At 64.4% G+C, this 18,430-nt stretch carries 17 protein-coding genes; 6 read left to right on the top strand and 11 right to left on the bottom strand.

Annotated elements, in window-relative coordinates:
• Positions 1-14: 14 nt before the first annotated feature.
• The gene (locus RAD16_RS15595) at positions 15-647 is read right to left on the bottom strand and encodes a J domain-containing protein (protein WP_458158764.1); all 633 of its coding nucleotides are present in this window, start codon (positions 645-647) and stop codon (positions 15-17) included.
• A gap of 105 nt (positions 648-752) precedes the next feature.
• Between RAD16_RS15595 and RAD16_RS15600 the strand changes: the two genes are divergently transcribed.
• Positions 753-1,022, top strand: a complete 270-nt coding sequence (locus RAD16_RS15600; RefSeq protein WP_458158837.1) for a BolA family protein — start codon at positions 753-755, stop codon at positions 1,020-1,022.
• Between the two features lie 74 nt (positions 1,023-1,096).
• Here the strand turns inward: RAD16_RS15600 and RAD16_RS15605 are convergent, their stop codons facing one another.
• Genes RAD16_RS15605 through RAD16_RS15615 form a run of 3 tightly spaced genes read right to left on the bottom strand, consistent with a single transcriptional unit; the run spans position 1,097 to position 4,196 of the window.
• Entirely contained in the window at positions 1,097-2,401 is a 1,305-nt protein-coding gene (locus RAD16_RS15605; protein ID WP_458158765.1) for an HlyC/CorC family transporter, read from the bottom strand.
• A gap of 23 nt (positions 2,402-2,424) precedes the next feature.
• On the bottom strand, positions 2,425-3,573 hold the full coding sequence (gene aroB, locus RAD16_RS15610) for a 3-dehydroquinate synthase (RefSeq protein WP_458158766.1): 1,149 nt from the start codon (positions 3,571-3,573) through the stop codon (positions 2,425-2,427).
• Positions 3,570-4,196 carry a shikimate kinase gene (locus tag RAD16_RS15615; RefSeq protein ID WP_458158767.1) on the bottom strand — a complete coding sequence of 209 codons (627 nt, stop codon included), beginning with the start codon at positions 4,194-4,196 and terminating at the stop codon, positions 3,570-3,572. Before RAD16_RS15615 ends, aroB begins: the two co-directional genes overlap by 4 nt.
• A 170-nt stretch (positions 4,197-4,366) precedes the next feature.
• Between RAD16_RS15615 and RAD16_RS15620 the strand changes: the two genes are divergently transcribed.
• From RAD16_RS15620 to RAD16_RS15640, 5 genes are all read left to right on the top strand, one after another.
• Positions 4,367-4,513: a hypothetical protein gene (locus RAD16_RS15620; protein WP_014439243.1), complete on the top strand. Its 147-nt coding sequence runs from the start codon at positions 4,367-4,369 to the stop codon at positions 4,511-4,513.
• Between the two features lie 16 nt (positions 4,514-4,529).
• Positions 4,530-5,489, top strand: coding sequence for a site-specific tyrosine recombinase XerD (xerD, locus tag RAD16_RS15625; protein ID WP_458158768.1), 960 nt, complete (start codon positions 4,530-4,532; stop codon positions 5,487-5,489).
• 308 nt (positions 5,490-5,797) lie between these two features.
• Positions 5,798-6,760, top strand: a complete 963-nt coding sequence (locus RAD16_RS15630) for an acetyl-CoA carboxylase carboxyltransferase subunit alpha (RefSeq protein WP_458158769.1) — start codon at positions 5,798-5,800, stop codon at positions 6,758-6,760.
• 515 nt (positions 6,761-7,275) lie between these two features.
• Positions 7,276-8,784, top strand: a complete 1,509-nt coding sequence (locus tag RAD16_RS15635) for a L,D-transpeptidase family protein (protein WP_458158770.1) — start codon at positions 7,276-7,278, stop codon at positions 8,782-8,784.
• A 105-nt stretch (positions 8,785-8,889) separates the two neighbouring features.
• Entirely contained in the window at positions 8,890-9,738 is an 849-nt protein-coding gene (locus tag RAD16_RS15640; RefSeq protein ID WP_458158771.1) for a DUF3883 domain-containing protein, read from the top strand.
• A gap of 1,034 nt (positions 9,739-10,772) precedes the next feature.
• Here RAD16_RS15640 and RAD16_RS15645 read toward each other — a convergent pair.
• The 7 genes from RAD16_RS15645 to RAD16_RS15675 form a co-directional block, all read right to left on the bottom strand.
• Positions 10,773-11,468, bottom strand: a complete 696-nt coding sequence (locus RAD16_RS15645; protein WP_458158773.1) for an ABC transporter ATP-binding protein — start codon at positions 11,466-11,468, stop codon at positions 10,773-10,775.
• On the bottom strand, positions 11,461-12,192 hold the full coding sequence (locus tag RAD16_RS15650) for an ABC transporter ATP-binding protein (RefSeq protein ID WP_458158774.1): 732 nt from the start codon (positions 12,190-12,192) through the stop codon (positions 11,461-11,463). Before RAD16_RS15650 ends, RAD16_RS15645 begins: the two co-directional genes overlap by 8 nt.
• Positions 12,182-13,285 carry a branched-chain amino acid ABC transporter permease gene (locus RAD16_RS15655; protein ID WP_458158775.1) on the bottom strand — a complete coding sequence of 368 codons (1,104 nt, stop codon included), beginning with the start codon at positions 13,283-13,285 and terminating at the stop codon, positions 12,182-12,184. The genes RAD16_RS15650 and RAD16_RS15655 overlap by 11 nt, the downstream gene beginning before the upstream one ends.
• Positions 13,286-13,291: 6 nt before the next feature.
• Positions 13,292-14,509 (bottom strand): substrate-binding protein, encoded by a 1,218-nt coding sequence (locus tag RAD16_RS15660; RefSeq protein WP_458158776.1) that lies wholly within the window; start codon positions 14,507-14,509, stop codon positions 13,292-13,294.
• Between the two features lie 4 nt (positions 14,510-14,513).
• The gene (locus RAD16_RS15665; RefSeq protein WP_326896455.1) at positions 14,514-15,371 is read right to left on the bottom strand and encodes a branched-chain amino acid ABC transporter permease; all 858 of its coding nucleotides are present in this window, start codon (positions 15,369-15,371) and stop codon (positions 14,514-14,516) included.
• Positions 15,372-15,407: 36 nt separating this feature from the next.
• The gene (locus RAD16_RS15670; RefSeq protein ID WP_458158777.1) at positions 15,408-16,922 is read right to left on the bottom strand and encodes an amidase; all 1,515 of its coding nucleotides are present in this window, start codon (positions 16,920-16,922) and stop codon (positions 15,408-15,410) included.
• 153 nt (positions 16,923-17,075) lie between these two features.
• Positions 17,076-18,260 carry a substrate-binding domain-containing protein gene (locus RAD16_RS15675; protein ID WP_458158778.1) on the bottom strand — a complete coding sequence of 395 codons (1,185 nt, stop codon included), beginning with the start codon at positions 18,258-18,260 and terminating at the stop codon, positions 17,076-17,078.
• Between the last annotated feature and the right edge of the window lie 170 nt (positions 18,261-18,430).

The following is an 18,430-nucleotide window of genomic DNA, read 5'->3' on the forward strand; positions in this document are numbered from 1 at the left end:
GCGGGCTGGAGGCCTTAAGCCTCGCGTACGACGGTCTTCAGATAATTATACGCCTTGATGATCTCGATCAGGCGATCTTCGGTCGAGCGGTCGCCGCCATTGGCGTCGGGGTGGTGCTGCTTCACCAGCGCCTTGTACTTGGATTTGACGTCGGCGAGCGTGGCGTCCGGGCCGAGGCCCATGACCTGGAGGGCCTTGCGCTCGGCGTTCATCACCTTGCGCGTCTCGGCCTTCGGCTGGGCGTCCGGGCCCTTCCGCCAGCTGGCGCGGCCGTTGATCTCACTGAACATGCTGAACGGATCGGACGCCATATCGATCTCGGCTTCCGGACCCTTCTTGCCGCCATTGGCGCCCATCTTCCAGGTCGGGCGGTGGCCGGTCAGCGCATCCTTCTGGTAGCGCGCGACAGCGTCAGCATTCATGCCGGAGAAGAAATTGTAATTCTGGTTGTACTCGCGCACATGATCGAGGCAGAAGTGCCAATATTCGCGCTGGTTCTCACGCCCCTTCGGTGCGCGGTGCGCGCCCTTGTTCTGGCATCCGGCCCACTCGCAACCCACCACGGTCTCCCGCGGCTTTACTTCCGGCTGCTTGCCTCGCGGCTTCACGCGGATGGAGTCGAAGAACTTTGATGAATCGATCGGCATGACAGACTTTGACTACGCAATGCAAAAACCTTCAAGTCTTGACATTGCAATTAGCGTGACACCCCGGGGATTGACGGGGTGCGATGACGCGCCTTAATGGCGCACATGGTTATGAAAGACACTATCAGCAACAAGTTGCAGGAAGCTTTCACGCCGGAAAGCCTGCAGGTCGTCGACGAGTCACATTTGCATGAGGGCCATGCCGGCCATCGGCCGAGCGGCGAGACGCACTTTCGCGTTTATATCGTGTCTCAAGCCTTCAAAGGGAAGACCCGGGTCGACCGCCATCGCATGATAAATTCGGCGCTGGCCGCGGAACTTTCCGGCAGCGTGCACGCCCTCGCGATCCATGCGCAGGCGCCGGGGGAAGGCTGAGGCGCGACAAGTCGCCTCGTCATGCCCCCGCATAGTCCGCAATTGCGCACGGGGGCGGGGCATCCTGGTGGCGGTTAGAACGACGTCCCGGCCCGTCTCGGCTTCGCCTCTTCCATATCCGCATCGCGCGGCACCGGCGAAATGCGGAGTGCGGTGATACGGTTGCGTTCGCGGCGGAGGACACGGAAGCGGAAGCCGTGGAACGTAAAGCTCTGGCCGCGATCGGGGATTGAGCGGGCCTCGTGAATGACGAGGCCGGCCACCGTGGTTGCCTCTTCGTCAGGCAGATGCCAGTCCATGGCGCGGTTGAGATCGCGGATCGGCACTGAACCGTCGACCACCACCGAGCCGTCCGGCTGGGCGCGTACGCCCGCGACCACGACGTCGTGCTCGTCGGAGATGTCGCCGACGATCTCCTCCAGAATGTCTTCCAGCGTCACAAGACCTTCAACTTCGCCGTACTCGTCGACGACGAGCGCGAAATGGGTCTTTCGCCGGCGGAATGCCTTGAGCTGCTCGGACACGGGCCGCATCTCCGGCACGAACCAGGGCGGCAGCGCGATGGTGGAGACGTCGATGCGCGAGGTGTCGCCGTCGGAGGCGCGGATCGCGCGCAAGAGATCCTTGGCATGGAGCACGCCGATGATGTTTTCCGGCTTCTCGCGCCAGAGCGGGATGCGGGTGTATTCGGTCGCCAGCACCTCGCGCACCAGCTCCTCCGCCGGCAGATCGGCGTTGATCATCATCATCTCGGTGCGATGGATCATGACGTCGGAGACCTGGAGCTCGCGCAGGTCCAGAAGGCCGCCGAGCATGTCGCGATCCTGCTTCTCGACCTTGCCTTCATGGTGCAGCAGGTCGACCGCGCCGCGCAGGCGCTCGGTCGGTGACAGGATCGCCTGGTGCTCGCCGGCGAGGCCGAACAGACGCATCAGCAGGCGGACGATGACCTCGACGATCCGCAGCAGCGGCCCCAGCACGTACATGGTCAGCCGCATCGGGCGCGCCACCGCGAGCGCCATGCGGTCGGGCGCATTGATGGCGATGGTCTTGGGCAGCACCTCGGCGAAGATCACGACCAGCGCCGTCATTACGCCGGTGGCGTAGAGCACGCCGACGTCGCCGAACCAGGACGTGAAAATGGCGGTCGCGAGCGCGGAGGCGCCGATATTGGCGATGTTGTTGCCGAGCAGCAGCGCGCCGATCAGGCGCTCGCGCATGTCGAGCAGGTCCGAGACGACGTCGGCGTCGCGATTACCCTGCTTGGAGAGCCGCAGCATGCTGGCGCGCGAGGCGCCGGTCAGCGCGGTCTCGCTCGCGGCGAAGAACGCCGAGACCAGAAGGCAGAGGACGACGATGGTGAATCCGAGCCAATCCATGCATCACTCAACAGAGCCGCGTATCACGCCTTGAGGGCGAGCTTGTCCTTCAGGAAATCGCGCACCGGGGTCGGCTCGACGTCCTTGGCGATGACGGCGCGCCCCACCGCTTCCAGCAGGATGAAGGTGAGCTTGCCACGCTTGACCTTCTTGTCCTGCGCCATCAGCGCCATCAGCGCGTCGGCATCGGCGAGCCCTTCCTGCGCAAAGCCCGCGATGTCCTGCAGGCGCGTCGGCAGGCCGGCCTCGATCAGATGCCGCTCGACGCGCGCCGCCTCGGCCTCGCCGATCATGCCGAGCTGCGCCGAGAACTGCGCCGCCAAGGTCATGCCGATCGACACGCCCTCGCCGTGGAACAGACGGTCGGAGAAGCCGGTCGCCGCTTCCAGCGCGTGGCCGAAGGTGTGGCCAAGGTTGAGCAGCGCGCGCTCGCCGGTCTCGCGCTCGTCGCGCGAGACGACACCGGCCTTGGCGCGGCAGGAGGTCGCGATCGCATGCTCGCGCGCCGAGCCGCCCTTGAAGATGTCGGAATGGTTCTTTTCCAGCCAGGAGAAGAAGGCCGCGTCGCCGAGCACGCCGTATTTGGCAACCTCGGCATAGCCGGCGCGGAACTGCCGCGGCGATAGCGTGTCGAGCACGGCGGTGTCGGCAATGACAAGCACCGGCTGGTGGAAGGCGCCGAGCAAATTCTTGCCCTGGGGCGAGTTGATGCCGGTCTTGCCGCCGACGCTAGAATCGACCTGCGCCAGTAGCGAGGTCGGCACCTGCACGAAATCGATGCCGCGGCGCAGGATCGCGGCCGCAAAGCCGGCGAGGTCGCCGACAACGCCGCCGCCGAGCGCGATGACGAGATCGTTGCGCTCGATCCTGGCGGCGATCAGGGCCTCGCTGACTTTTTCCAGGCCCGCATAGGTTTTCGAGATCTCGCCTTCCTCGACCACGACGCGCGAGGTCGGAATGCCGCTGGCTGCAAGCGCGGCTTCCGTCGGCTCGAGCCAGTATTTTGCGACGGTGCGATCCGTCACGATCGCGGTGCGCACGCCGGGGCGCAGAGCGGCGATCCGTTCGCCGAGCGAAGCCAGCACGCCGCGGCCAATGACGATCTCATAGGCGCGATCGCCGAGCGCGACGTCGACGTTGACAGGATCGAAATGTTTCAGGGGCGCAGTCATCGTACGGCACTCGCGACGTCGGCAGGTGGTTGGGGTGCGGATTGCTCGCCGCAGAGATGGGCGTGCAGCGTCTCGATGCACTCCTCGACGATCTTGTCGTGCGGCACGTCGCGCGAGGCGATGGTGAGGTCGGCCTTGCCATAGACCGGCTCGCGCTCGGTGAGCAGGCGCGTCACGGTTCCCTCGGGATCTGGCGTCTGGAGCAGCGGACGGTCGGCACGGCGGCGGACGCGGCGCATGATGACGTCGTGATCGGCCCTGAGCCAGATCGAGATCGCCTTCGCCGCGATGCGGGTCCGCGTCTCCTCGCGCATGAAGGCGCCGCCGCCGGTTGCCAGCACCACCGGGCCGCCGTCGAGCAGGCGCGCGATCACGCGGGCCTCGCCGTCGCGGAAATGCGCCTCGCCGTGACGCTCGAAGATCTCCGGTATGGTCATGCCGGCCGCCGCCTCGATCTCGGTATCGGCGTCGACGAAGGGCAGCTTGAGACGGGCGGCCATGCGGCGGCCGATGGTGGATTTGCCCACCCCCATCATGCCGACGAGCACGATCGAGCGCGCCCCGAGCGCCGACAGGATGTCGGCCTCGGGGGAAGCTGGTATCGGCAGGGCGGCGTCGGACATTATTTCGCTCGATTGGATCTCGCTCAATCTGCCGCCAAAGGCGGCATCTGGGCCACCTATACGACCCCACAAGGGGCCTCGCCAGAGGACTCTTGCCACGAAACGGCGAACATGTTGGATGATTTCATTGGTTAATTTGCAAACCTGAGACCTCGTCGAGACCCTTCCCGATGCCCAGCCTGTTCCGCTTCCTGACGGTCGTCGCCGTGATCGCCGGCATCGTCTATGGCGTCGTGTTCGCGCTGGCGAATTTCGTGAGCCCCAAGTCGCGGGAAATGACGGTGACGATCCCGCCGGATAAGTTTCTCAAGAAATAGGAGCTAGCCTCGGGGCATGCGCGCAAAGCCCTCAGATGCCAAGCTCACCGGCCTGTTCCTCGACATGCTCGCGGCGGAACAAGGCGCCGGCCCCAACACGCTCGATGCCTACCGCCGCGATCTCACCGATTTCTCGGAATTTTTGGGCCGCGTCGGTCATACGTTTGCGGACGCCGAGACGCAGACGCTGCGCGATTATCTCGCCGATCTCGATACCCGCGGCTTCAAATCCACCAGCGTCGCGCGGCGGCTGTCGGCGATGCGGCATCTCTACCGCTTCCTCCTGAACGAGCGCATCCGCGGCGATGATCCCGCGGCGATCCTGTCCGGCCCCAAGCGCGGCCGCGGGCTGCCGAAGGTGCTGTCGATCGCGGACGTCGACCGCATGCTCCGCCGCGCCAAGGAATTGAGCGAGGCGGAAGATGCCTCAGCTTCGAAGCGGCTGCGCGCCTTGCGGCTCTATTGCCTGCTCGAGGTGCTCTACGCCACCGGCCTGCGCGTCTCCGAGCTGGTGGCGCTGCCGCGCTCGGCGGCCAAACGCGACGCCCGCATGATCGTGGTGCGCGGCAAGGGCAACAAGGAACGCCTGGTGCCTCTGAACGACGTCTCGCGGCAGGCGATGGCGGATTATCTCGGCGCAACGGAAGCCGCGAAGACAGAGAAGAAGAAAGACAGCCTCGCCGCTGCGAAATGGCTGTTTCCTTCCTTCGGCGAGAGCGGACATCTCACGCGGCAGCATTTTGCCCGCGATCTGAAGGAGCTCGCGGTCGCCTCGGGGCTGCAGGCCCGGCTGGTCTCCCCGCACGTGCTGCGTCACGCCTTCGCCAGCCACCTCCTGCACAACGGCGCGGATTTGCGCATCGTGCAGACCCTGCTCGGCCACACCGACATCTCGACCACGCAGATCTACACCCATGTGGTCGAGGAACGGCTGAAGAGCCTGGTGCGCGACCTGCACCCGCTGGCGGAGAAGTAAACAGGCTTGGAGCCCCGGACGCAGCTTTCGTAGCCCGGATGAACGCAGCGACATCCGGGATCGGTGCCTGAGGCACGACCTATCCCCGGATATCGCTCCGCTCATCCGGGCTACGAGCTAAGCGGACGACAGCGGAGGGAACGAAACCGCCTTGACTTCGGCCACATCTCCGCAGAAAGAGCCGTGGCCTCACGCATGATTTGGCGGGCTCCCGGGAGCGCACAAGCCAACTCATTGAAGACGCTACATTTCTTTCCGCGGCCCCAACCTCGCTTCGCTCTCTCGCCCCGTCCCCCTATATTGAGTTGATGCCAGACCAGATGCGCAGCTATCTCGACTTCGAAAAGCCCGTCGCCGAGCTCGACTCCAAGGTCGACGAGCTCAGGACGTTAGCTGCCTCCGGCACCGACATCGCCGAGGAGATCGGACGGATCGAGGACAAGGCGGCGCAGGCGCTGGCCGACCTCTATCAAAACCTGACGCCGTGGCAGAAGACGCTGGTCGCGCGGCATCCGCAGCGGCCGCATTTCAACGACTTCATCAAGGGCCTGATCACCGAATTCACCCCGCTCGCCGGCGACCGCAAGTTCGGCGAGGACGAGGCGCTGGTCGCCGGCTTCGGCCGCTTCCGCGGCGAGCCGATCTGCGTGATGGGCCAGGAGAAGGGCGATTCCACCGAGAGCCGCATCCGGCACAATTTCGGCATGGCGCGGCCCGAGGGCTATCGCAAATGCGTGCGGCTGATGGAGATGGCCGAGCGGTTCGGCCTGCCCGTGCTGTCGCTCGCCGATTCCGCCGGCGCCTATCCCGGCATCGGCGCCGAGGAGCGCGGCCAGGCCGAGGCGATCGCGCGCTCGACCGATGCCTGCATGGCGCTGACCGTGCCGAACGTCGCCATCATCACCGGCGAGGGCATGTCGGGCGGCGCCATCGCCATCACCACCGCCAACAAGGTGTTGATGCTGGAGCACGCGATCTACAGCGTGATCTCGCCGGAAGCCGCCTCCTCCATCCTCTGGCGCGACGGCTCCAAGGCGCAGGAAGCCGCCAACAACATGAAGATCACCGCCCAGGACATGCTCCGCTTCGGGGTGATCGACGCCATCCTGAAGGAGCCGGTCGGCGGCGCCCACCGCGACCCCGCCGCCATGATCGCCACCACCGGCGACGCCATCGCCAAGGCCTTTGACGAGCTCCGGGGCCTCGACGGCGACGCCATCCGCAAGCAGCGGCGGCAGAAATTCCTCGATATCGGCCGGAAACTGGGCTGATTCGGGCTGATTCCGGTGTCCCGGACGCGGTGCGGCACGAAGTGACGCTCCGCAGAGCCGGGACCCATCTCCCAGGCTGGGCCCCGGCTCTGCGTAGCACCGCTGACGCGCTGCGCCGCGTCCGGGGCACGAGAGACCGCCCCAAACCACCCCGGTAACGCCCCGTTAACCCTTTTTTTGCCCAAATCGGCGATCTGAGTCCGGTCCGGGCCGAAAAGCCCAAGTACGGCCCAAAGTCGCGTCCATTTAGCGTCTGTTGACCATGCCACTGGGCCAACGGGCTCGTGATCCCCGCTCGGGTTGCGACCGCATGACCCAGAGGTTAGAATTTTAATCAATGGCTTCAGGGCATAAGCGCTGGAGCATGGTTGCGAAAAACCCGTCGTGACGGGCCCGGTTGTCCGGTCGGATCATGCTCTAACGAATTGGGGTTCGCGCTCTCTGCCCGGCACGGTGTGGGGTCCATCTTGATTTCTCGTACGCTTGCTCGCGCGCTCTTGGCTTCGGTTGCGCTGATGACGGCCGGCGTTCTGCTGACCGGCTGCGACACCGATCAGGTTTCGCTCGCGACCAACGCCAAGGCCAACCAGCCGGTGCCGCCAAAGCTTCTCGCCGCGATGGTCGAGAAGGACATGGATCTGCAATCACCGATCCTGGTGCGCCTGTTCAAGCAGGAGGCCGAGCTCGAGGTCTGGAAGCAGGCCCGCAACGGCCAGTTCGCGCTGCTCAAGACCTATCCGATCTGCCGCTGGTCCGGCGACCTCGGACCGAAGGTGCGCGAAGGCGACCGCCAGGCGCCGGAAGGATTCTACTCGATCAATCCGAGCCAGATGAATCCGCAGTCGGCCTATTACCTGTCGTTCAACACGGGCTATCCGAACGCGTTTGACAAAGCGCTCGGCCGTACCGGCTCGCAGCTGATGGTGCATGGCGATTGCTCGTCGCGCGGCTGCTACGCGATGACGGACGAGCAGATCGCCGAGATCTATTCGCTCGGCCGCGAGTCCTTCTTCGGCGGCCAGAAGGCGTTCCAGCTGCAGGCCTATCCGTTCAAGATGACGCCGGTGAACATGGCCAAGCACCGGAACAATCCGAACATGGCGTTCTGGAAGATGATCAAGGAAGGCTATGATCATTTCGAGGTGACGCGGCAGGAGCCGAAGGTCGATTTCTGCGAGAAGAAGTACGTCTTCGACGCAGCGAAGACGCCCGACGCCAAGCGCGATCCGGTGTTCGACGCCTCGGCCAAGTGCCCGGCCTATGTGATCCCCGAAGACATCGCCAGCGCCGTGCGCGAGAAGCAGCAGCAAGACGATACCGCCTACGCCAAGCTCGTTGCCAAGGGCACGCCGATGGCGCGCATGAACACCGGCATCGACGGCGGCATGAACAAGATTTTTGCCGCGAAGATTCCGGAAGGCTCGACCGGCCTGTCGGAGGAAGCCGAAGGCTCGACCTTGCAGATGCTGGCGATGGCGAAGGCGCCAGGCACGATCCCCGGCCACGTCAATCCGCCCAAGCCGAATCTCGAGGCGGTCGCAGCCGCGCCGCAACAGGAGCCGGTCGTCGCCGTCAGCGCGCCCGCCGCCAACACCCGTGTCGCCGCAGCCGCGCCGGCCGAGAAGTCTGAAGGCGGCGGCTTCTTCTCCAATCTCGGCCGCAAGATGGGCCTCGGCACCGCCGACACCACGGCGACCACGCCTCCGCCGCAAGCTGCCGCGTCCGCAACCCCGGCCACGACGCCGCCGACCGCAGCATCCCGGCTGAAGGCCGCAGTGACCCGCTTCGTGCCAGGCCACGACAAGTCCAAGGACGCCGCAAAGGATGCGCCGAAACCGGCCGTCGCCGCCACCAAGCCCGCCGAGGCGCCGAAGCCGCAGCGGCCCGACACCCGCCTCGCCGCGACGCGTCCGGCGCTGAAGCCGTCGGTGAGCGACGGCGCCGGTGATAGCGGCCAGATGGCCGGTGCAGCACCGGTGGTCTCGTCGAACTCGTTCGACAGCCGGTTTGGCGCGGTGAAGTAAGGATCGACTTAGTCTCCGACGAAAATCCGCTCGTCCCGCGTGTTAAGCAGCTAGATTACGTCTCGTCCCCCTCACTGATACCATCAAGATCTGAGGAACCGAGACTTGGATCGGGAACACGCTGAAGGGGTCGCCGGAACACCGTGGACGGAGAGCGAGATCTCCACCGTCGTTGACAGCTATTTTCGGATGTTGGCTCTCGAGAGAGCAGGCGCGGCTTACAGCAAAGCGCAAAATAGGCGACAGCTCTTAACCACTGTCCATCGCTCTGAAGGGTCAATCGAGCGAAAGCTCCAAAACATCTCCGCTGTTCTCGATATGCTCGGAGCTCCGTGGATCAATGGCTACAAGCCCTTGGCGCATTATCAGGATGCCCTGGTGGCTGCAGTCGAGCGCAACGTCAGCCGGACGCCGGATTTCCTTTACCCTGCGATGACCGACACTCGACCGCTGACGCTCAACGACGATCTCGTTTTTGTTGCACCACCGTTTGCTCCAGACTTCGACAAGGCGCTGACGCCGGCCGTACGCCGACTGGTCGGGAAATTCGATCCCGCCGAGCGCGATGCGCAGAATCGCAGCTTGGGGAAAGCCGGCGAAAAATTTGTCGTGGAATTCGAGCGCGACCGTTTGCGACTCGCCGGACGTGAAGACCTCGCAGAGAGGGTTCGCTGGGTTTCTGACCTGGACGGCGACGGCTACGGATACGACGTCCGGTCCTTTGAGGCTGACGGCCAAGAGCGGCTATTGGAAATCAAGACAACGTGCGGGCATGAACGAACGGCGTTTTGGCTCACGAGGCGAGAAGTGGAAGTTTCAGCGCAGCAAAGTGACAAGTACCGGATCCGGCGTGTCTTTCACTTTCGTAACCGCGCGCAGATGTTCGAGATAGCTCCACCGCTCAAGCATGCGCTCTTCATGACGCCGGCAGCTTATATGGCCGAACCGCGATAAGGCGATCTCCGACTTTTTTGGAAGAACCTAACCGTCCGTCGGGCGAAACACCCCATTTCCCCAATGCAACCCCTTCGGATAAAGATAATTCTATTTACCCGAATCTCGAAACACTTTATTGTGCCCACCATCTCATCCCTCCGGAAGGGGCGGGTCGCGATCGTCACGGTTCGTGGGGTGAGTTGCGGTGGACGCGGGCGGCGTTGGCGTCGAGGCGGTTGCAGGGCGGGTGGTCCCCGTGAGCGATTGGCCGGCGCTATCGACAGACGCAGCCTGCGTACGGCGAAATCGTGTGGTCCTGACGCCCGGGGTCTGTGCGTCAAGTCTTGTGGTGATGTGAGCTGTCCGACCGGACGGGCGCATCAGCCATCTGCAAGGCGACGGGGGCAATAGTGCATCGCTCCCCGGGGAGAGCGCGACATAAGCCGTTTCAACCACTGCGCAGGGAAGGCCGGTTATCGGGCTGCACCTGTGTTTCCCCTGTGAGCGACTACCTACGCATCATGCACAGGGGCTCGTGGGTACCAGCCGGTACCCGGTCTTCCCTGCGCCCTTCCGGTTCGAAGGGCATGAGCGAGGCAAAAACCCGGGCACGGTGTGCCGCGGGATCGCGATGTTGTGGCTATTTGAAAATTGAATCGGGAACGATCGGAATCAAGCGAGCCGAACGGAGCTCGTTAAGCCGAGAAGCCGCGGCGCGTCCGGCGCTGAAGCCGTCGGTGAGCGACGGCGCCGATGATAGCGGCCAGAAGGCGGTGCAGCACCGGTGGTCTCCTCGAACTCGTTCGACAGCCGCTTTGGCGCGGTGAAGTAAGGGCGAACGTTCTCCCTCCTCGACCGACAATCTTTCACCGTCACCCTGAGGCGGCCGCTTCTTCAGCGGCCCTCGAAGGGCGACGGCCCGGCTGCCAGCTTGGCCGTGCATCCTTCGAGGCTCCCGGCGCGATGCTTGGCATCGCGCCACTCGCACCTCAGGATGACGGAGCTGGCAGGGGTGTACGCTGTGAAGATCTGAAACTGACGGCGGCCCTATCCTACGGCGCCAGATACCGCATCAGCTCCGGATTGCCTCTCACCTCACCCGCCTCGCCTTGCAGCGCGACTCTTCCGCGATCGAGCACATAGGCGTAATCGGCGACACGCAACGCGAGGTCGAGGTGCTGCTCGACGATGATGACGGCGATCTCCTTGGCGAGATCGATCAGGCGCTCGGTGATCTCCTCGATCACGCCGATCCAGACGCCTTCGGTCGGCTCGTCGAGCAGCAGCAGTTTTGGATCGCCCAGCATGGCGCGACCGATGGCGAGCATCTTGCGCTCGCCGCCGGAGAGGGTGCCGGCGGGCTGGTCGAGGCGCTGGCCGAGTTTGGGGAAGATCGTCAGCACGCGGTCGACGGCGGACGCATCCCTGGCTGCGAGCGATCCGACGGCGAGATTGTCGCGCACCGACAGGCGCGCGAACACCGAATGCTCCTGCGGGACATAGCCGATGCCGGCACGCACGCGCTCCTCGGTGCGGCGACGGCTGATATCGCGGCCGTCGAAGGCGACTTCGCCCTTCCACGCCGGCAGCTCGCCGACGATGGTCTTCATCAGCGTGGTCTTGCCGGCGCCGTTACGGCCGAGCACGGCGACGCCGCCGCGCCAGGGGATGCCGAGGGTGACGTCGAACAGGACCTGGCTGCGGCCATAGCCGGCGTCGAGATGCTTGATGTCCAAAAATTCAGGCACGGCGCAGATAGATCTCCTGGACGGATTTGTTGGCCTGGATCTCGGACACGGTGCCCGACGCCAGCACCTTGCCCTGATCGAGCACGGTCAGCCGATCGCAGATGTCGCGGATGAAATCGAGATCGTGCTCGACGATGACGAGCGAGCAATGTTGCTTGATCGGCTGAAGCAGTTCGCCGGTGACGCGGCGCTCCTCCAGGCTCATTCCGCCGGTCGGCTCGTCCAGCAGCAGGAGCTTCGGCTTGCCCGCCAGCGCCATCGCGATCTCCAGCCATTGCTGCTGGCCGTGCGACAGCGCCGCCGCCGCATCGAAAGCGCGATCGGCGAGGCGAAACTGCGTCAGCATGGTCATGACCTGATCGTGCAGAGCGCCGCGCGTGCGCGAGAACACGAGGTCGAACAGCGAGGACTGCGCCTGCAGCGCGAGCAGGATGTTGTCGTAAAGGGTCAGCGAGGGCAGCACGCTGGTGATCTGGAATTTCAGGCTCATGCCGGCCCGCGCGCGCTCCGTCGGGGTAAACGCGGTGATGTCGGTGTTGACGAAGGAGACCTTTCCCTGCGTCGGCACTTCGGCGCCGGCAATGCACTTCATCAGCGTGCTCTTGCCGGAGCCGTTCGGGCCGATCAGGCCGTGGAACTCGTTCTCGCCGACGGTGAGCGCGGCGCCGTCGAGCGCAGTGAGCTTGCCGAAGACTTTTTTGATGCCGGCGGCTTCAAGGAGCATTGCGCTTCTCCTTTACGCTCTCCTTGGGTTTGGCGCCGAAGCTGCCGACACGCTCGCGCTCGCCAAGCACAAAGCTGATCAGGCCGAGCGGCCGGAACAGGATCACAAGCAGCAGCAACAATCCCAAAATGATCGGCCAGATGTCGCGATAATTGTCCGACAGCCAGAAGCTGACGCCTTCGACGATGACAGTGCCGATGACGGCGCCGATCAGTGTGCCGGAGCCGCCGAACAGGACGTAGAGCACCACTTGCGTCGAGACCACGACGCCAACCATGTTGGGCCAGACAAAGCCCTCGTGGAAGGCATAGAGGCTGCCGGCGAGGCCTGCGATGGCGCCGCCGATCGCAAAGATGATGGCCTTCAGATGCTGCGCCTTGTAGCCGAAGAAGGCGATGCGCTGCTCGTTCTCGCGCAGGCCGGCGAGCGCGAGGCCAAACTGCGAGCGCACCAGGAAGCGGCAGAGCAGGTAGACCACCACGAGGATGCCGAGCACGAGATAGTAGAAGGCCGGCCCTTCCGTGAACTCGTAACCGCCGAGCGACATCGGCGCGATCGAGGGAATGCCGTTCTGGCCCCCGAGATAATACCAGCCGCGCGCGAGTCGGTCGGCGGCATAGGAGCCGGTGAGCGTGCCCAGCGATACGAAGATCACGCTGGAGGGATGCCGTCCCAGCAGCAGGAAGCCGCCGAGCAGCAGCGCGGCGGTGAGGCCGATCAGCGTGCCCGCCGGCAGCACCAGCAAGATGTTGGTGATGTCGAGGTCGCGCGCGAGCAGCGCCACGCCATAGCCGGCCGAGCCGAAGAACAGGGCCTGGCCAAAGCTCATGATGCCGGCATAGCCCCAGACCAGGTCGAACGACAGCGCGAACAGCGCCAGGATGATCACGCGCGTCGCGAACACCGTGAGATAGTCCTGCAGCACCAGCGGCGCGGCCAGCGCGGCGACGAGCACCACGCCCTCCACGATCGGCAGGACTTTTCGCCCCGCACCAGCTTTCGCCACCGTTCCGCTGCTAGCCATGACGGCGTCCGCCTCCCCGCCGATCTCGGCGGGGACCGCCTGCTTCACTGCGCCCATCGACTTCGGCATTCTACCCTAGCATTCCTTGGGATCGACGAGCCCGTTGCTGCGCGCAACGATCTCGTAATTCCCGCCCTTGGCGACCGCGGTGTACATCTTCATCTTGCAGTGCCGCTTGCCCGGTACCATCTCGGCCGGTCCGCCCGGACCTTCCGCGATCTTGGCGTGATCGAGCGCCGCGGCAACCGAATCGCGATCAACCTTGCCGGCTTCCTTCACCGCGGCCTCCCACAGCTTCAGGCCGCGATAGGTGCCGGTGGCCGCGCTGCCCGCCGCGAACAGGAAGTTGCCCGGAAAATCCTTCTCGTAAGCCGCCTGGATTTTTGCGTCGAATGGGCTCTCCTTGGTCAGCACCTTGAAGTAATCGAGACAGCTCGCGAGACCCTCGATCTCGGCGGCCTGGTTGATGTTGAGCGTGTTCTCGTCATAGTAGACGCAGGCGAGACGGCCGCCGTTCTTAAGGAAGCCGGCTTCATAGAGCTGCTTGAAGAAGGGGCCGACACCCGGCGGAATGACGGTGTTGAAGACGACATCGACCTTGTTGGAGATGATGCGGTTGACGGTCGCGGAGAAGTCTACCTGGTCGAGCGGATAATACTCCTCGAACACGACCTCACCGCCGTTCGATTCGATCACCTTGCGGGCATAGACGTTGAGCGTGTGCGGCCAGACATAATTGGCGCTTGGCAGCGCGAACTTCTTGCCGCCGTTCTTGATCAGCCACGGAATGAACTCGTCGCATTGCTGCGCGGGCGTCGGCCCGGTGCAGAACAGATAGGGCGTGCACTCCTTGCCTTCGTAGAGCTGCGGATAGATGTAGAGCGTCTTGCCGCGCGCCACGATCGGGTCCTTGATCGCATTGCGCATCGACGAGGTGATGCCGCCCAGAACCATGTCGACCTTGTCGCGCTGGATCAGTTTGCGGACGTTGCCGACGGCGACGGATTCGTTGGAGGCGGTGTCTTCGATGTAGAGCTCGAGCGGACGGCCGAGCAGGCCGCCGGCCGCATTGATCTCCTTGATCACCATTTTTGCGACGTTGGCGTCGGCGTTGCCGGCGTACGCGATCGGGCCGGTGAGATCGGTCGCGATGCCGACCTTGATCGGAGCTTCGGCTGCATTGGCCCAGGGCGCAGGGATCACCCAGCTGCCGACACCGGTTGCGACCGCGCCGGACGCAAAAGCGAAGTTGGAGAGAAAGCGGCGGCGTGAGAGCTGAGTACGATCGAACATGTGACTAAACCCCTTTTCCAGCGATGAGGCCCTGTGGCCGGAATTTGATGAAGACAATGGCGAGAACGAAGACGAGGACGTCGGCGACGACGGGCGCCATGATCCACGGCAGCGCGGCGCTGAGCGTGCCGATGACGCCGGCACCCGCAACGGGTCCGATGAAGGAGCCCACTCCGCCGACCATCACCGCAACGAAGCCTTGGATCAGGAAGCGCAGGCCGAGATCGGCGTAGAGGCTGAACACCGGCACGATCAGCGCACCGGCGAGGCCGGCGAGCGCCGAGCCGAAGGCAAACGTGGCGCCGTACATCAATGGCGTGGAAATGCCGGAGGCACGCGCCAGCGCCGGATTTTCCAGCGTGGCGCGCATGCGCAGGCCAAAGCTGGTGCGCGACAGCAGGAGATAGCAGCCCGCCATGACCAGCAGCGTGATCACGATGATGGTGAAGCGCCAGGCCGAGATGTGGATCGTGCCGAAATCGATGGAGCCGCCGATCGGCTCGGGCACGGTGAGATAGAAGCCGCCGATCAGGCCGCGCACGGCCTCGCGGATGATGAGGCCGAGAGCGTAGGTACCGAGCATCGCCACGATCGGCGCGGCGTAGAAGCGGCGGATGATCAGCGCCTCCAGCACGAAGCCGAGTGCGCCGACCACGAAGGGCGCCGCGACCATGCCGGCCCAGATCGGCATGCCCTTGGCGTAGGCGAGATAGGTGATGTAGGCCCCGAGCAGGACGAACTCGCCCTGCGCGAAGTTGAAGATGCCCATCATGCTGGCGATGATCCCGAGCCCCAGCACGATCAGGACGATGATCGCGCCGAAGCTCAGGATTTCGAACGCCGCGACGAACGCGTTAGCCATGCGATGCCGTTCCGTCCGTCTTCATCAGAGTCTCGCTCACATCTTCTTCCAGTCGCCGACCTGCTCGAAGGCATGCGCGGCGCGGTAAATGGTGGATTCCTCGAACATCCGCCCGACCAGCATCAGGCCGACGGGGAGGCCGTCGACCATGCCGCAAGGCAGCGACATCGCGGGATGATGGGTGATGTCGAACGGCGCGGTGTTGGCGATCATCTCCAACGCGCGGGCGACGTAATCCTCGCGGCTCGCGGTCGGCTCCGGCAGCTTCGTCGCCTTCATCGGCGTGGTCGGCAGCAGAAGCAGGTCGTAATCCCCAAAGGCCTTGTCGTAAGCCGCGGTCAGGCGCCGCGAGATGTTGAGCGCCTTGCCGTAATAGCGCGGGCCAAACGTGTTGTTGATGTAGGTGCCGAGCAACAGGAACAGCTTTGTCGTTTCGGACAGCGAGTCCGCCTGCCGGCGCCAGCCGCGATGGAAGTCCATCAGCGAGGTCGAATAGAGATCGGCACGGCTGAGGCCATAACCGTCGCCATACATCATAGTCTGGGTCATGCCCTCGGTGCCGATCGGGGTCCAGATCGCGGGACCGACGAGATGCATCGGGATCGAGACGGTCTCGACGGTCGCGCCGAGGTCCTTGAAGCGCTTTGCAGCCTCGCGGACGCTTTCGTTGACGGCGGCTTCGGCGGTCGGCTGCTCAAAGCCTTCCTTCAAGATGCCGATCTTCATGCCCTTGACGCCCTGGCCGAGCGCCTTGGTGTATTCTTCGACCTTCGGCGCCTTGATGCGCGGATCGTAGCCGTCGTCGCCGGCGAGCACTTCGAGCAGGAGCGCGTTGTCGGCCACGGTCGCCGTCATCGGACCGGTATGGTCGACGAAGATCTCGATCGGCATGATGCCGGTGTAGGGCACGAGGCCCCAGGTCGGCTTCATGCCGTAGGTGCCACAGAACGAGGACGGCATGCGGATCGAGCCGCCCTGGTCGCCACCCATCGCCATGTCGGCCTCGCCGAGCGCGACGACGACGCCTGAGCCCGAGGACGAGCCGCCGGCGGAATAGCCCATCTTGTAGGGATTATGCACTGCGCCGACCGCTCCGGTGTGGCTGCCGCCGGACATGCAGAAGGACTCACAGTGAGTCTTGCCGAGGATTTCCCCACCGGCGTCGAGGATACGCGTAACGACAGTGGCGTCGAAGTCGGGGACGTAACCTTCCAGCGTCGCCGAGCCGTTCATCATGGGAACGCCGGCGAGCATGATGTTGTCCTTCAGCGCGACGGTCTTGCCCTTGAGCTTGCCGCTGGCGGCGCCCTTCACGGTCGATTTGCGATACCAGGCGTTGCGCGGGTTCTCTTCCGCCGACGGCCGGTAGCCGGGCGTGCGCGGATATTTCACCTCCGGCACCTCGTCCGGCATCGCGCCGACGAGATTGTAGGCTTCGATCGAGCCCTGCATCAGGCCACGGAACGAGGCGACGTCGTCGTCGGTGAGCGAAAGGCCGCACTGCTCGGCGACACTGCGAAGCTGGGCTGGCGTAGGAAGGACAACTGTCACGGCGCTCTCCTGAAGTTTCTTGAGACGAACGTTGGGCGTGGCCACCCCGGCGCGACGCACGCACCACCGGCCTCGCTGAAACATTCAAAACGGAAATATTTTCCTTTTCAAGTATTATTTTGTGACGTCGCGGGCACGGATTGCCGCGCTCCCTCAGACGGGTTTGATCAGCTTGAAGTCGAGGCCGTCGGCCTCGGCGAGATACATCTGCATCCGGGCATGTCCATTGCGAACGGTGACCGGCCCGCGCGCGCCGCCATAGACGATGTTGCGGCCGGCCGCGAGCATCTGCGCCATCGACAGCGATCCGGCCTTGTTCGCGACAGCTTCGAGGAAGCGCAGACCCTCATAGCTGGACTGCCCAAGCGAGCCGATCGGCGGAGCGTTCGGTCCGAACATCGCGCGATAGCGGATCTGGAAGTCGTCATTGGCCCGCGAGCCGATCCAGGAAAAATAGCCGGAGGCGCAGAACATGTTCTCGCTGTTGTCGGCGCCGATGCCGAGCAGCACGGTCTCGTCCATCGCGCCGGCGAGCCGCAGCGTCGTGGCGCCGAGGCCGCATTCACCGAAGGCGCGGTTGAAGGTGACGCTGTCGGTGCCGATCAGGGAGATCAGCACCACGTCCGGCCGCGCGGCGCGGATGCGCGCCAGATGCGGCTCGTGATTATCCTCGCCGAGGGGAACGAATTCCTCGCCGACGACGTGGCCGCCGGTTTCCTTGATGTAGTTCTTCACGGCGCGGTGCGATTGCCAAGGCCAAACATAGTCGCTGCCGATCAAATACCAGCGCGAGGCCTTCTTGACGTCGGCAAGCCAGTGGATCGACGGCCGGCTCTGCCAGCGCGGCGTCTCGCCGATCGCCATCACGCCGGGCGTGCGCTCGCCACCCTCGTAGACCGGCGTGTAGATGTAGGGAATGCGATGACGCGTGGTGACGTCGCGGAGGCCAACGCGGACCGCACTGGTGTGCAAGCCCACAATCAGATCGACCTCGTCGAACGCGATCGCCTGCTCGGCGCGGTTCAGGACCTCATCGAGCGGCCCGCCGGCATCGTAGATCGACAGCTCAAGCTCGCGGCCGAGAATGCCGCCGCGCTTGTTGATCTCGGCGACGGCGAGCTGCGCGCTGTTGGTGGCGCACGGACCCCAGACTCCGGGCGAGCCGGTGCAGCAGATAAAGCCGCCGATGCGCAGCTTGTTGGCACCGCGACGCCGGAAGAGTGCGTGATCGCTCGGCGACAACGCACCGTCAGCCGCCGCCGACGACAGATTCCTGAACAGCAAGGACGGCGGCAACGCCGGACCGCCGTGAGCCGGGAAGTTTACCGTCGCGCGCACGCCAACTCCTGTCTGGTGCCAGACTTGAAAGCCTATTGAGCAGGCGGCCGCGGCTTCCGCCCTTTTGTTGGGCAATCATCCTATTTTGAAAATATTGAATATTCAACAATTGAAGTGCATATAGATGCAGCATTGATTGCAAGACATTCACTCATTTGGGTCAAGACGAA

The sequence above is a fragment of the Bradyrhizobium sp. 18BD genome (genome assembly GCF_054185225.1).

What these genes read in the sequence shown, in the direction of transcription:
- RAD16_RS15665 (WP_326896455.1), bottom strand. Translation starts at nt 15,371, where the DNA reads ATGGCTAACGCGTTCGTCGCGGCGTTCGAAATCCTGAGCTTCGGCGCG.
- RAD16_RS15655 (WP_458158775.1), bottom strand. Translation starts at nt 13,285, where the DNA reads ATGCCGAAGTCGATGGGCGCAGTGAAGCAGGCGGTCCCCGCCGAGATC.
- RAD16_RS15605 (WP_458158765.1), bottom strand. Translation starts at nt 2,401, where the DNA reads ATGGATTGGCTCGGATTCACCATCGTCGTCCTCTGCCTTCTGGTCTCG.
- RAD16_RS15595 (WP_458158764.1), bottom strand. Translation starts at nt 647, where the DNA reads ATGCCGATCGATTCATCAAAGTTCTTCGACTCCATCCGCGTGAAGCCG.
- aroB (WP_458158766.1), bottom strand. Translation starts at nt 3,573, where the DNA reads ATGACTGCGCCCCTGAAACATTTCGATCCTGTCAACGTCGACGTCGCG.
- xerD (WP_458158768.1), top strand. Translation starts at nt 4,530, where the DNA reads ATGCGCGCAAAGCCCTCAGATGCCAAGCTCACCGGCCTGTTCCTCGAC.
- RAD16_RS15635 (WP_458158770.1), top strand. Translation starts at nt 7,276, where the DNA reads ATGACGGCCGGCGTTCTGCTGACCGGCTGCGACACCGATCAGGTTTCG.
- RAD16_RS15650 (WP_458158774.1), bottom strand. Translation starts at nt 12,192, where the DNA reads ATGCTCCTTGAAGCCGCCGGCATCAAAAAAGTCTTCGGCAAGCTCACT.
- RAD16_RS15660 (WP_458158776.1), bottom strand. Translation starts at nt 14,509, where the DNA reads ATGTTCGATCGTACTCAGCTCTCACGCCGCCGCTTTCTCTCCAACTTC.
- RAD16_RS15615 (WP_458158767.1), bottom strand. Translation starts at nt 4,196, where the DNA reads ATGTCCGACGCCGCCCTGCCGATACCAGCTTCCCCCGAGGCCGACATC.
- RAD16_RS15620 (WP_014439243.1), top strand. Translation starts at nt 4,367, where the DNA reads ATGCCCAGCCTGTTCCGCTTCCTGACGGTCGTCGCCGTGATCGCCGGC.
- RAD16_RS15630 (WP_458158769.1), top strand. Translation starts at nt 5,798, where the DNA reads ATGCCAGACCAGATGCGCAGCTATCTCGACTTCGAAAAGCCCGTCGCC.
- RAD16_RS15600 (WP_458158837.1), top strand. Translation starts at nt 753, where the DNA reads ATGGTTATGAAAGACACTATCAGCAACAAGTTGCAGGAAGCTTTCACG.